Source organism: Psychrobacter nivimaris (assembly GCF_043419765.1).
Classification (GTDB): Bacteria; Pseudomonadota; Gammaproteobacteria; order Pseudomonadales; family Moraxellaceae; genus Psychrobacter.
Map to the genome: position 1 here is coordinate 475057 of NZ_JBHOFX010000002.1, position 14494 is coordinate 489550.

Here is a 14494-nt window from a genome sequence, read left to right on the forward strand (position 1 = left end):
TATACCGTGTTTAATCTCGATATAATTGACTATATTGCATTGGTAATCAATTAAGATATAAACCATATTGAGACAGTGATGATTGTATTTTGGCTTGTGCTGACCATTCTTTTTATTATTTTCGCTACCGCAAAATTAAAGTGGCATCCCTTTTTAGTGTTGATTTTATCCGCTTTTTTGGTCGCGCTATTTTATCAAGTACCACTTAATACGGTCGCCAAAACGATTTCTGATGGTTTCGGTGGTATCTTAGGCTATATCGGTCTTGTGATTGTATTTGGTACGATTATTGGCTTAATCCTTGAAAAAACGGGTGCTGCTATCGTAATGGCAGAGTCCGTCATCAAAGTATTGGGGCCACGCTTCCCGACGTTGACCATGTCTATCGTCGGTGCGGTCGTTTCGATACCTGTATTTTGTGACTCAGGCTATATTATCTTGAACTCTCTAAAAGAGTCTTTAGCTGAGCGCTTACATGTATCAAGTGTCGCGATGAGCATTGCCTTGGCCACTGGTCTATACGCTACCCACACCTTTGTCCCGCCTACGCCAGGCCCAATCGCAGCGGCAGGTAACTTAGGTCTAGAGTCAAACTTAGGTTTGGTCATTATGGTCGGTGTGGTCGTGACAGCCGTTGCGGTACTGGCTGGTTGGTGGTGGTCTAATCGTTTCCTTAACGCTACGCCTGACAATATCAATGCGGCAGACGCTCCTACAGCCGCAATGCCTGAAGGAATGAAGACTCGTGATGATTACAGTCACTTGCCTTCAGCAACAATGGCGTTTTTACCAATCATCGTTCCTATCATATTAATCTGCCTGTCTTCGGTTGCTAATTTCCCAAGCGCACCATTTGGCAGTAGCATGGTAGCGGAGATTTTGATATTCATTGGTAACCCATTGACTGCGTTACTTATAGGTTTGTTCTTATCGTTCTTCTTGATTAAATCAAGCCAAAAAACGCAAGAAATCAGCGGCAGTATCTCGCAAGGTTTGGTAGTAGCAGCCCCTATTCTATTGATCACTGGAGCTGGTGGCGCGTTTGGTGCCATGCTAAAAGTGACGCCAATTGGTGACTACCTAGGTTCAACGCTATCTGCTTTGGGTTTAGGTATCTTCATGCCATTTATCGTCTCTGCAGCGCTAAAAACAGCACAAGGCTCAACCACAGTCGCATTGGTTACTACTTCTGCTATGGTTGCCCCACTATTGAGCCAGATTGGCCTAGACAGCGAGCTTGGACGCGTGTTCTGCGTGATGGCAATCGGTGCCGGTGCCATGACCATCTCACATGCCAATGACAGTTTCTTTTGGATTGTTAGCCAGTTTAGTCGCATGAGCGTCGCACAAGCGTACAAGGCTCATTCAATGGCCACTGGTATTCAAGGTGTGACTAGCATCGTATTTATCTGGTTGTTGACCCTAGTGTTTATCTAGTTCATAAAATTGGGTATTTCTACATACGTTTATTTGATGATTGCTAAGTAAACGTTTTAAAACATGACACTATCGCAATGATCGTGTCATTAAGATATTCAAAGAGAGCCGTATGAAAATTTTGATCGCCCCTGACTCGTTTAAAGAAAGTTTAGAAGCACTGGACGTGTGCCATGCCATTCAGTCTGGCTTTAGTCAAGTGTTTCCAGATGCTGACTACAAGCTGTTGCCAATGGCCGATGGCGGTGAAGGCACCTCAGCGGTATTGTCTTATGTATTGGGCGGGCGCTGGAAAGAAGTCAGAGTACATGACCCATTGATGAGACCGATTACCGCAAAGTATCTGTTATTGCCTGACGCGACCGCTGTTATCGAAGTGGCTCAAGCGTGCGGATTGCATCTACTGACAGCTGATGAGCGTAATCCTGTTATTGCGAGCAGTTATGGTGTTGGGGAGCTGATCGAAGATGCGTTAGAAGAAGGTGCTAAGCGTATCGTCATTGGTCTAGGTGGTAGCGCAACCAATGATGCAGGACTTGGTATGCTAATGGCGTTAGGCATAACATTTCATGACATCAATGATAGCCTACTCACTCATGGTGGTGGCGCACTTGCTAGCTTACATAAGCTCGATAATACTAGCCTTCATACAAAGATATCAGACACGGTATTTGAGGTTGCTTGTGATGTAACCAATCCATTATGCGGTCTGTTGGGTGCAAGCGCAGTGTTTGGCCCACAAAAAGGCGCTTGTCCAGAACAAGTCAATACCTTGGACAAGGCACTCAGTCACTTTGCGACCATATGTGGACAGCATGGCTATGAAGACTGTCAATACGTTGAAGGCGCTGGCGCTGCGGGCGGTCTTGGTTATGCGATGATGACTTTCTTTCAAGCTCAGCTAAAATCAGGCTTTGATACGGTTGCCGAAGTGGCTCACCTGTCACAGCATATCGCAGAGACTGATCTTGTCATCACTGGTGAAGGTAAGCTTGATGCGCAAACGGCCATGGGTAAAGTGGCAGGCGGTATCAGCCAAATCGCTAACGCCAGCCGTACACCTGTTATCGCTATCTGCGGCAGCGTCGATGGGCTAAAACCTGCTCAGACCAGCCAGTTCGATGTGGTCATGCCGAGTATCCAAAAAGTAGACACGATTGATAACGTATTAGGCTCTGCTTATAACAATATTGAGACTACTGCTGCTAATATCGCTGCAAGTATCAAACTTGGTCAGACTTTAAAATAGACGCAATCTTTTATAGTCGCAATCTATCAATGAACATCTTTTGTTAAACGCACAGCTATTGAACTTTCGATTAACCCTTCGTTAGCTGTGCATTTATCATTCTTAACATGTCTATAGCCATTCTTTTACTTCATCAATGACCGTATGCATTCTATTAGAAAGTGCCTGCTGTCGTCTGACTGCCAGATATAGCGTCTCACTAACGGCAACTGGTAAATGATGACTGTTAATCAGCTCAGGCTTTGGATAGGCAGCCACGGCATGTGCTGGCAAAACAGTAAAGCCTATTCCTCTGCTGACGGGCTCTAAAATTAACCCTATCTGATTCGAAAAGCCTTTTTTCTCAAAATCATTGATATGCTGAAATTGCTCATAATTGGCAGTCAGTAGCATGCCTGCATGATGAGCGCCATCTGGATGATCGATAAATCCGAGCTCAATAAGCTGCTCCCAGCTAGGCGCTACTGTAGCCGCAGGGGTTACTAGTATCAATGCTTCTTGCGCCATAGGTTTGCAACTAACCGTTTCATCGTCTGAGATATTTGTCATAAAGCCAATATCAATTTCGTGATTTGCCAGCGCCCGCTCAATATCAGAATTTGGAGCAAAACGGTAATCAATCACTAGTTTTGGATACTGCTGCTGTAATGTCAAAAGCTGCGGATATAGCTTAAGTCCCACACTACCCGGTGACATCAAACGCACCAATCCTTCATAAGGTGGATCTTCACCGATGCGCTGTTCTAAATTTGATAATCGCTGCAATATCTCGCCTGCTTCTTTATAAAGGTGCTCACCTGCATTGGTCAATGAGAACTGCTTTCCTTGACGAATCAACAAGTCCGTATCTAGTTGCTCCTCTAACTTACTTATGTGTTGGCTCACACCGGACTGCGTCATATATAGACGTTCAGCCGTACGGGTAAAGTGCCCAACTTCAGCAAGCGTACAGAAAGTTCGTAGCCATATGATATTTATCATTACTTTTCATACTTATTTATATAATATTTGATAATTTTACATAATGACAGTGCGTTTGTATACTGGCCTCACGTTAAACAAGAGTACAGCAAACAGGAGCACAAGCTATGAACAACGTTTATCCAAGAAGCTTTTCGCACATCGGTCTGTCAGTCCCTGACTTAGATGCCGCCGTAAAATTTTATACCGAAGTGATGGGTTGGTACACCATCATGGAACCAACTGAGATTGTCGAAGATGACAGCCCGATTGGTGAGATGTGTACTGAAGTATTTGGTTCTGGTTGGGGCAGTTTCCGTATCGCTCACCTATCTACTGGCGACCGTATCGGTGTTGAGATTTTTGAATTCAAAAATCAAGAAAACCCTGAAAACAATTTTGAATACTGGAAGACAGGTATCTTTCACTTCTGCGTTCAAGATCCAAATGTTGAAGATTTGGCTGAGCGTATGGTTGCCGCAGGTGGTAAAAAGCGTATGGAAAAACCACGCTACTACTACCCTGGCGAAAAACCTTACCGCATGATTTATATGGAAGACCCATTCGGTAACATCGTCGAGATATACAGCCACAGTTACGAGCTTATCTATAGCGAAGGTGCATACTAAGTTCAGTATAAATACAGCTTAGTATAAATTTAAGTTAGTATAAATTTAGCTTATATCTGACTGAAAAACCAATAGCGTACTCATCATCTAAGTGCGCTATTTTGTTATGAGCTTTCTATGTGCTCCATCTATTGTATAGAATATGAGTCATGCTACTATTTAAATCGCTTTATATAGCTTTATAAATAATAATATTTTCCAAACCAAGCAACCCATTATCAAGGATGATAAATGACACAGTCTGACATTACTCTAGACCTAGATGACCTTCTGGTTATTAGAGAAGACAATAAAGAAAGTGGCGTAGTCACGCTCACCTTAAACCAACCCAAACAATTCAATGCCCTGTCCGTTGAAGTGCTGTCTGCCATGCAAACAGAGCTAGACAGTATCGCTCAAGACGATACGATCAGAGTCGTGGTTATTCAAGCGACAGGCAAGGCATTCTGTGCTGGTCATAATCTAAAGCAAATGCGCACGCATACAGATGCAGCATTTCACCGTGCCCTATTTCAGCAATGCAGCCAAATGATGCTTACCATCAACCGTGTGCCGCAAGTCGTTATCGCAAAAGTACAAGGCATTGCTACCGCTGCAGGATGTCAGCTAATCGCAGCTTGTGACTTAGCCGTTGCCGCTGATAATGCAAAATTTGCCACCTCTGGGATAAACGTTGGACTTTTCTGTTCCACGCCTGCCGTTGCTGTCAGCCGTAATCTACCTCGTAAGCAAGCGTTTGAAATGCTAATCACAGGTGAATTTATCGACGCGCATACTGCCTTGCAATATGGATTGATCAATCGAGTTGCGCCAGCAGAGCAACTCGATCAAACACTACAGTCACTGATAACGGCGATTACTACCAAGTCTCCAGTAGCAGTAAGAACTGGCAAAGATATGTTTTATAAACAACTGGGTATGAACATCGAAGATGCATATGATTATGCCAGTGAAGTAATGACGGGCAATATGATGGCAGACGATGTGGGTGAAGGTATTGATGCGTTTATTGAGAAGCGCCAAGCGGTATGGAAAGGGTGTTAGTACCTATGACAATAATCACTGTATTTTTTAGATGACGTCATACAGCGCAGGCTTTATCTAGAAAGCTAGCACGCCCTTTTTCAATAATTAAATTTGCTTATTGCCAAGCATAAAAAAGGCCACGATATCGCTATCATGGCCTTTTTTATTTCTATTTGATACAGGTACTACAGATGCTGCGAGCCGTTTATTACTCAGCAGCGATGGCGATCATCTCAACCAATAGCTCAGGACGTGCTAAAGCTGACTCACCACAAGCGCGAGCTGGTGGCTGAATACCTTCAAACCACTGGTCATAAACTTCATTCATGGCAGCAAAGTCAGCCATGTCTTTGATCCAAACTGTTACTGATAGTAGCTTTGATTTGTCACTGCCTACCTCTTCTAGCAACGTTTGGATTTTTTCTAGACAAGTCAATGTTTGCGCTTTGATATCGTCTTCTGCATTACCTACCTGACCACACAAATAGATAGTTTGGTTATGGATTACGGTTTTGCTCATACGTTGATTGCTGTGTAGCTTCTTAATCATGTCTATACCTTTCATTTATTAATTTAAGTCTGTGCTAACTATAGTCAATCCACTATAAAAGCGTTACAGCGTTAACCTCGCTTGAAGTATGACATATACATCTGCACTCGGTTGCCTTGTACCGCTCTTAAACTGGACCAACTATATATCAGATACGCGCTTAGTTAGAAAAACGCTGGGCACTAAATGGTGCAAGATTGACCAATGTAGGCTTATCGTGGATCATCTCTTCAACCAGACGCCCTGTCATTGGCCCTAAGGTAAAGCCTTGATGGCTGTGACCAAATGCGAACCATAGTTTGTCATGCTTGTCTGCAGGACCGATTACTGGCTTCATATCAGGCATACAAGGACGAGAGCCTGCCCATGCTTCACTCTCAACTGCATCTTCTAATGGCAAGATTTTTTTAGCAAGCTTCAATACGGTTTTTAACTGACCAAAGTTCTTTGGCGCATTCATCGTGGTCATCTCAGCACCAGTGGTGATACGGATACCCTGCTGCATTGGCCCCATTACAAAGCCTTTGTCCATATCAAACATACTGTGATTGATGGTGTTCTTCTCTGTCACTTTGAAATGCTGATGATAGCCGCGCATTGGGAACAATGGCAGATTATAACCAAGTGGTCTGATCAAGTCGTTCGACCATGGACCCGCTGCAATGACCAACTTGTCACTATAATAAGTGTCATTATCAGTGATGATTTTCCAGCCTTCGCCATCTTTTACGATTTCTTTTACATCGCTCTCTTTGATCGTACCCTGCATATCTTGGAAGTTTTTTGCATAAGCTTTCACGAGCGAGCTTGGGTTCGATACTTGCCAAGAGTTTTTCCAATGAATTGCGCCAACAAAACCTTCAAAATTGGCACTAGGCTCCATGGCTTTTAGTTCTGCAACGTTCAACACATTATGCTCAACGCCTTGGTTGCGAGCATCAATGGCTGCTGCTTGCGCTTCTTTAAACGTCTCTTCTGAGCGATGCAATTGCAACCAACCATCACGAGTAATGAGCTCGTCAGCACCAGAAGCGCTAATCATGGCTTGGTGCTCACTGGTACAATGCTCAATCAGCGTCTGCCACTCTGATTCAATCTTTTTGACGGATGCTGGTGTAGAGTATTTCCAGTACTGAAGCAGGGCTTGGTGATAACGCAGAATTGCCGGGATACGGTAACGAATGTCAGTCCCTTGGTTTGGCAACACTCTGATCATTTCTGTCAGCTGACGAGGAAAAGGATGTGTATGAATGGCTTCGCGCTGAATCAATCCTGCATTGCCGTATGAGGTCTCTGACCCTGGCAATTTTTTGTCTAACAATAATACATTTGAGTTATTTTTTTGTAGATGCCACGCGATTGACGTGCCAACCATACCTGCACCGATAACGATAACTTCGTAGCGCATAACCTATCCTTTTCTTAGGGTGTTAATACAGAGTATCAAATATAAGGGTCTAACAGAATTAGGTGGTAATAGTAACGCATTAGGATAAATTTGAAACCCTTATCTGAGAAATATTTTCGCGTCACATACTTTTGGTTATGGAGTTTTTAAGAAGGTATTTTTGATAGGAATAATACTGGCTTTGAGCAATAATCTAGCAACAATTTTATTGAGAATTGCGGCAAATTATCTAATGTTTTAGTTATAAAACGCTCAAGTATTCGACAGCTCACTTATAGATATTACTGCATAGCCTTATTAGCTTATGTTTAATTGATTGGATAATCAACTAAACATAGCGTATTACCACCAAATGGGATCATCGTCTTCTATTATGGTTCGCCTTGTCGTTTCAACCGTTACCTCATCCGCAGATAGCTCAGCGATAAACCGTGAGGGTTTGTCAAAATATCCAGAATAACTAGAAAAGTAATTTGGCGCGGTCAGATATAACTGCGTTTTGGCACGACTACAGGCAACATAAAACAGCTTACGCTCTTCTTCTAATGCTTCAAAGTCATCTAAAGAACGATGATGCGGCGTGATGCCATCTACCAATGAGTTAACAAACACTACTGGCCACTCAAGCCCTTTAGCGCTATGAATGGTCGAGATAGTGACTTTGTCATTGCTACTGTCTTGTCCATTATCCGAATTGCCCATTACAGCCACCGAATCATTAGGTGGGTCTAAAGCGAGATTTTCTAAAAAGCTATCAAGGCTTGTGTGCTCTGTCGCTAAGTTCTTCAATACCCGGAAGTCTTCGGTACGCTCACGCCAATTTTCTTCAATCAGCTTTAAGACTGGAATATAAAACTCAAAAATATGCTCAATAGCTGTCTCGACCGACTCAGCTTGCTGTGCCTTGGTAAGCGCATGATATAGAGGTTCTAGCTGATCGCTCTTTTTTGCAAAGGGCGCGGCCAGTAAGGATTCAAATGCATTATTGTCAGCAGTAATGGCTTGGGTTAAGCGCGTCGCCGTCACTGCACCCACCCCTTTAAACAAAGTTAAAATACGATGCCAAGCAATCGTGTCATTTGGGTTATAGAGTATTTTGACAAAGGCCAACACATCTTTGATATGACGTCTTTCAATGAACTTGATACCACCCACAACGATAAAGGGAATGTTGCGCGCCATAAATTCTAGCTGTACGTAATTGGACTGAAATGACGTACGGCATAAGACAGCAAAGTCGTTGTAGTCATACTCTGGCTTTAGCGCGACAATTTTATCAGTGATATAGCCCGCCTCTTTTGGCTCATCACTGAGTCGTCGAAATACTGGCTTGTGTCCTTCTATCGGCGCATCAGAATACAGCTGCTTTTGATAACCTAGCGTGATTTGCGCGGACAACGCATTGATATAGTTTAAGACGGACGGCGAGCTGCGATAATTTTGCTCAAGCTTAATAAGTTTGGCTTGAGGATAGGTCTCACCGAACAGCAAAATGTTTTCATAATTGGCACCGCGAAACGCGTAAATACTTTGATTGTCATCACCGACTACCATCAGCGATACCGACTCAGGCTCACATATTAAGTCAATTAGCTGCTTTTGCGGAATATTGGTGTCTTGGTATTCATCAACCATAATGTAACGATATTGGCTTTGCAGTAGCTGTCGAAAGGTGTCATTGGTTTTTAAGTGGCGTACCACCTGACTGATAATATCGTCAAAATCATATAAGTGATTGGCGCGCTTATACTCATGAAAATCGACTGCCAGCTGCTCGATGATAGGAATATGCACGGCAATATCGGGGTAGTTATTTTCGATTAAGTCGCGAATATGTATACGTCTGTTTCTAGACGTCGAGATGATATTTTGCAGCGTTTTTTTGCGTGGAAAGGCTTGGCTTTTGGTTTGTGTGGGATACTTTTTTTCTTTATGCACCAAGTCGATAGCGTCCTCACTATCGCCCGTATCCAAAATCGTAAATCGCGGATTGATACCGAGCAGCCCTGAATATTGACGTAGCAACATATTACAAAACGAGTGAAAAGTACCACTAGTGATATCGTTGAGCCGCTTATCAGTTGGCAGTTTATCCTTGGCCAAATCCTCATCAGATAAACTATTAGTCAATAAAGTCTTTGCACGATTCTTGATTTCATTGGCGGCTTTACGCGTAAAAGTCAGTAGCAAGATGCTTTTGGGCGTGACCCCGTTCTCTAACAAATAACTGGTCCGGTACGTGAGCGTTTTGGTCTTACCAGAGCCTGCACCTGCAATGACCAACACTTTGCCTTCGATAGTTGTGGCTGCTAATAACTGGTCAGGATTTAACTCACGGGCATAGTCTATTTTTAATCCTAATTCATTATTCAACCTTTCTTCTAACAGCTCAATATTTGCATCGTCATTAGCATCGATTAAATTTGCCTCTAGCTTTTTAATCGCCTTTTCCAGACGTGCCAGCTTGGGCTTAATCTCAAGGAAGTTCTGCGGGTATTTATAGTGGCGTGTGTCAAAAATCGAGGTTGTCATTGTCTAAAATTGCCTTACATTTTATTTTGGCGATATTATCAGCTTATATCTGACTGTTTATAGCTTTAGAATAAGTATTATTTGCTAAACCTAGCAGAATATATGTGAACTTTAAGCCCTTATTCATACGTGACAGTTTACCATATTAAAAAATAGGGTTTATCAGCCCACATAAGCTATGCGTCACTCTTATTGATTCGCCTTATTCATTTTTAAGCTCCTAATATGACCTGCTTTTATCATAAAGCTGCTTATCATTATCAGGTAAAAACCTGAGCATATACCGTAACAACCTCACCCCTATTCAGGTAAATTTGCTACAATGTGCCCAATTTTGATTTATCATTTAACCAAACTTTATACCAACTGATTTTATTAATACATTGAGAGAATGTTATGGGTTTTAATTGCGGCATCGTCGGCCTACCAAACGTGGGTAAATCCACCTTGTTTAATGCGTTGACCAAAGCGGGTATCGCCGCTGAAAACTTTCCATTTTGTACCAAAGATCCCAACACGGGTATCGTGCCAGTACCAGATCCACGCCTAAAGCAACTGGCTGATATCGTCAATCCTGAACGCGTATTACCAACGACGATGGAGTTTGTCGATATCGCAGGTTTGGTGGCAGGCGCATCGAAAGGCGAAGGTATGGGTAACCAGTTCCTAGCCAACATCCGTGAGACCGATGCAATTGCTCATGTGGTACGCTGTTTTGATGATGACAACGTCGTACACGTTGATGGCCGTGTTAGCCCGATTGATGATATCGAAACCATCAACACTGAACTGGCACTTGCAGATTTAGAAGCTGTTGAGCGCGCAATCCACAACCAAACCAAAAAGGCTAAAGGTGGTGATAAGGACGCGCAAGCATTGCTTGATGTGTTCAAAAAAGTTGAACCATTATTAGCAGAAGGTAAAGCGGCTCGTGCAGCTAACCTAGATGCTGATGAGAAAAAACTGATCAGAAGTTATGGTTTAATTACGCTAAAGCCAACCATGTATATCGCTAACGTTTCTGAAGATGGTTTTGAAAATAACCCATACCTTGACGCTGTTCGTGACTATGCCACTGGTGAAGACTCTATCGTTATCGCGCTATGTAACCAGATCGAATCTGAAATTGCGCAGCTCGATGAAGACGACAAAAAAGACTTCCTAGCTGAGATGGATATGGAAGAAGCCGGCCTTGATCAAGTAATCCGCGGTGGTTATGACTTGCTTGATATGCAGACTTACTTTACCGCTGGTGTAAAAGAAGTACGTGCTTGGACTGTCGCTATTGGTGCGACAGCACCGCAAGCAGCTGGCGTGATTCATACTGATTTTGAGCGTGGTTTTATTCGTGCTGAGGTCATCGCGTATGATGACTTTATCGAATACAACGGTGAAAAAGGCGCTGCTGCTGCTGGTAAATCGCGTTTAGAAGGTAAAACTTACATCGTGCAGGATGGCGACGTAATGCACTTTAGATTTAACGTATAACTTTAAATAGTACAGCTTATTTAAAGTTAACTAGCCGATGTTGGATATTCTCCATCATCGGCTTTATTTTGTCATCATATTGTTATATTATAACATATCTTTATTTTGCTTATTTGAGGACTTATACCGTGGTTAATTACTTTTCTAGACTTGCAGGTATTACTATATTAGGAAGTGTAATGGCAGGCTCTTTACTGGGCTGTCAGCCAAACAACGATACCGATGTAGCGGTATCTGAAGAAGCACCAGTAGATAATCACGCCGATCATGAACAAGGTCATGAAATGCATGACAATAAAGAGCATGAAGATCACGGTCACGAAGAACATAGCGATATGGAACACGATCATGAAGGGCCTAATCATGAAGGACACGATCATGAGAGTCATAGCCACGAAGAACATGCGCACGCAGGTCACGATCATGCAGCTCATGCCAGCAACAGCACTCCTTTCTCTTGTGAGCCTACTGCTACTATCGGCGTTTCTTATCATAGCGACAGTACACCACAGACAGCGCATTTGCTCATCGATGGTATCGAATACGATTTAACAGCTACTGCTAATAGTGAAACTGAGGCTGATAAGGGAATCTATACCAGCGATATCGGATTAGACAATACCCACGGCATCATATGGCAAGTAAATGGAGACAAGGCGACATTGCTTAATAAGACACTGGACAGCGATGTAGCTATCGACAAGGAAGACGTACTTTTTAACTGTCAAAAGTCTTAATATAGTCGTTTCAATATAATTTGAATACAAGCAAGGCGAGTCAAAGCACCAATAGTAGGCTAAGCAAAACTGGCACCGTATCCAATTTATAGGGCATTGACTCTAGTCAAAGAAGTCTAAAACGGGTACAAGGTAGCCGATGGCAGATTATACAAATAGTACCTCTAAGGAAGGTAACACCGTAGCCATTTAGTAGTTCTCTGACTATCTAGCTGTACCAAGGGCGCTATTTTGCTATGCTAGAGGCTCCCTTGGCTACGGATGTTTCAATATGCTAAATAAACCAACCTCCTTGTCGTCCCCTACCACACAATGGTCACATCTCCTCAACTCACAGCGTCTTGGTGCTGCCAAAAAATTTAACGCTAATACCAGTACTCGTTCTCAGTTTCACAAAGACTATGACAGACTGGTATTTTCTCACTCTTTTCGCCAGTTAAATCAAAAAACCCAAGTCCATCCATTGACCAATCAGCTCGGTATTCATACGCGCCTGACTCACTCGCTAGAAGTGTCTTCTATTGGTCGCTCTTTGGGAATGATGGCTGCCGAAAAAATCCATGATGCATTAGGTAGCGGCCTACCAGCAGGAGTTTCACCAGCAGACGTCGGCGTGATCGTACAAGCAGCTTGTCTCGCTCATGACATTGGCAATCCGCCTTTTGGCCACGCTGGAGAGTATGCGATTCGTGATTGGTTTAGACAACCTGAACCGCAAGCGATTTTGCAAAATTTAAGCAGCAACGAGCGATTAGACTTACTGGCATACGAGGGTAATGCTCAAGGGTTTCGCCTATTGGCACGTAATGAACATCACCCTGATAAGGGCGGTATGCGGCTCACCTGTTCCACGCTAGGCGCGTTTATGAAATATCCATGGTTGGCGACTCACAGCAATGATGTCAATGACAATCATTATAACGTGCAGAAATTTGGCTGCTTTTATAGCGAGGCTTCTCAGTTAGAAGAGTTAGCGGCATGTTTGCACTTACCGCGCTCGGAGCAACACGATGGCTTTGCGCGCCATCCATTGGCTTATTTATTGGAAGCGGCAGATGATATCTGTTATGCGCTAATCGATTTAGAAGATGGCATCAATCTGAATATGCTAACCTATAGCGAAGTCGCCACGATATTTTATGAGCTGATTGGTGAACGTCCGAGTAGCGTAAACTTGCCAGCGCATATGTCTGTCAGGCAAAGTCTCGCGTCTCTACGGGCACGAGCCATGATGCGTTTGGTCAATACCGTCACCGATGCCTTTGTAGCCAACAGTGATGCATTGCTAGCTGGTACATTACAAGGCAGCCTGTTTGCCCATTGCGATACCAGCGTACAGAATGGTATCAATCAAGCTAAGCAACTGGCACGCGAAAAAATATTCAATCATCCGAGCAAGGTAAGAATGGAGCTAATGGCCAATCAATGCTTGCATAGCCTATTGAATGCCTTTATGCCGCTCGCTTGGACTGGCTCTCAATCTGCTACTACGCAGCCGCCGATGTCTTTTGAGCAGCAACGTCTGTTAAGATTACTACAGCCCCATCTTGACGAACATCGCCGCATCTTGTCTGACGATATCTATCATAATGTCTTAAATATTTTGGATTTTATTACAGGTATGAATGATCATGAAGCTTATCGACTGGCGCAAGAATTGCAGGGTCATTGGGGCACAGTGGTTTAAAAGACCAGTACAGATTTAGTAAATTAACACGAATGGCGTATTTCAGTCGTATTTATGCGTTGAAATGAGTATGATAAACACCTACCGGACAATTTTGAAATATTATGAGCAGTCGCGAACAAAAAAAACTTCAAACTCGGCACGCCTTTTTTAATGCTGTGCTCGATTTATGTATGACAGGGCAATCTTTTAGCTCTATCAGTCTCAGACAAGTAACACGCGAGGTTGGCGTTGTGCCGACGGCGTTTTATCGCCATTTTGATGATATGGAGTCACTCGGGCGCGCTTTGGTCATTGAGGAATTGGGCGGTACGTTGGCCACGTTAAGTGATAGCCTGCAGATTGGCCGCAAACGTAGCTTCGATCGTCAAATCGCAAAAAGTATTCAGCTATTCTTGTACATGGTCAGCGATCAGCCTTATTACTGGCAGTTCTTGGTCAGTGAGCGTTATGGTGGGTCAGAAGCAGTACGAAAAGCCATTAATGAGTTGATTAAGATACATGCTCAAGGTTTGGCCGACGACTTAGCGTTGCAGCCAGCGTTTACCCATATCAATGCTTATGACCGTCGCCTATTGGCTGAGGCTGGCGTAAATATGTTCTTCTCTTGGATTATTGATTGGCTAGAGCTGACCTACACGGAAGATCATGATGATGAAATTGATCTAAACGAAATCGAAGAAAACAAACAGCTGATGCTGCATAACTGTACTCGTCAAGCACAGATGCTTTTTTACGGGGCATATAATTGGAAGTCTAGCGAAGAAACACGCCTCAAAGACTAAATACGA

General features: G+C 43.3%; 12 protein-coding genes. 8 read left to right on the top strand and 4 right to left on the bottom strand.

Translation table 11 applies throughout. From position 1 onward, the window contains the following. The first annotated feature begins 78 nt into the window (after positions 1-78). The gene (locus ACHEVO_RS05315) at positions 79-1437 is read left to right on the top strand and encodes a GntP family permease (protein WP_394124202.1); all 1359 of its coding nucleotides are present in this window, start codon (positions 79-81) and stop codon (positions 1435-1437) included. Between the two features lie 112 nt (positions 1438-1549). Then, positions 1550-2686 (top strand): glycerate kinase, encoded by a 1137-nt coding sequence (locus tag ACHEVO_RS05320; RefSeq protein WP_394124203.1) that lies wholly within the window; start codon positions 1550-1552, stop codon positions 2684-2686. A gap of 111 nt (positions 2687-2797) precedes the next feature. On the opposite strand, the gene ACHEVO_RS05325 is transcribed toward ACHEVO_RS05320, so the two are convergent. Further along, positions 2798-3667, bottom strand: coding sequence for a LysR family transcriptional regulator (locus ACHEVO_RS05325; protein ID WP_394124204.1), 870 nt, complete (start codon positions 3665-3667; stop codon positions 2798-2800). A gap of 107 nt (positions 3668-3774) precedes the next feature. Between ACHEVO_RS05325 and ACHEVO_RS05330 the strand changes: the two genes are divergently transcribed. Further along, entirely contained in the window at positions 3775-4275 is a 501-nt protein-coding gene (locus tag ACHEVO_RS05330; protein ID WP_394124205.1) for a lactoylglutathione lyase family protein, read from the top strand. Positions 4276-4506: 231 nt separating this feature from the next. Continuing rightward, positions 4507-5319 (top strand): enoyl-CoA hydratase, encoded by an 813-nt coding sequence (locus tag ACHEVO_RS05335; RefSeq protein WP_394124206.1) that lies wholly within the window; start codon positions 4507-4509, stop codon positions 5317-5319. Positions 5320-5509: 190 nt separating this feature from the next. On the opposite strand, the gene ACHEVO_RS05340 is transcribed toward ACHEVO_RS05335, so the two are convergent. The 3 genes from ACHEVO_RS05340 to ACHEVO_RS05350 all read right to left on the bottom strand — a co-directional run bounded on the left by ACHEVO_RS05340 (position 5510) and on the right by ACHEVO_RS05350 (position 9791). Further along, positions 5510-5848 (bottom strand): RidA family protein, encoded by a 339-nt coding sequence (locus ACHEVO_RS05340; protein WP_055124581.1) that lies wholly within the window; start codon positions 5846-5848, stop codon positions 5510-5512. 163 nt (positions 5849-6011) lie between these two features. Next, positions 6012-7259, bottom strand: a complete 1248-nt coding sequence (locus tag ACHEVO_RS05345) for an NAD(P)/FAD-dependent oxidoreductase (RefSeq protein ID WP_394124207.1) — start codon at positions 7257-7259, stop codon at positions 6012-6014. Between the two features lie 342 nt (positions 7260-7601). After that, positions 7602-9791, bottom strand: coding sequence for an ATP-dependent helicase (locus tag ACHEVO_RS05350; protein ID WP_394124208.1), 2190 nt, complete (start codon positions 9789-9791; stop codon positions 7602-7604). Positions 9792-10187: 396 nt separating this feature from the next. On the opposite strand from ACHEVO_RS05350, the gene ychF reads away from it, so the two are divergent. The 4 genes from ychF to ACHEVO_RS05370 all read left to right on the top strand — a co-directional run bounded on the left by ychF (position 10188) and on the right by ACHEVO_RS05370 (position 14488). Then, a complete protein-coding gene (gene ychF, locus ACHEVO_RS05355; protein WP_201547425.1) occupies positions 10188-11279 on the top strand; it encodes a redox-regulated ATPase YchF in 1092 nt (363 codons plus the stop codon). A gap of 179 nt (positions 11280-11458) precedes the next feature. After that, positions 11459-12016: a hypothetical protein gene (locus ACHEVO_RS05360; protein WP_394124209.1), complete on the top strand. Its 558-nt coding sequence runs from the start codon at positions 11459-11461 to the stop codon at positions 12014-12016. Between the two features lie 271 nt (positions 12017-12287). Then, positions 12288-13703 (top strand): deoxyguanosinetriphosphate triphosphohydrolase, encoded by a 1416-nt coding sequence (locus ACHEVO_RS05365; RefSeq protein WP_394124210.1) that lies wholly within the window; start codon positions 12288-12290, stop codon positions 13701-13703. Between the two features lie 104 nt (positions 13704-13807). Further along, the gene (locus ACHEVO_RS05370; RefSeq protein WP_057759356.1) at positions 13808-14488 is read left to right on the top strand and encodes a TetR family transcriptional regulator; all 681 of its coding nucleotides are present in this window, start codon (positions 13808-13810) and stop codon (positions 14486-14488) included. The last annotated feature ends 6 nt before the right edge of the window (positions 14489-14494 follow it).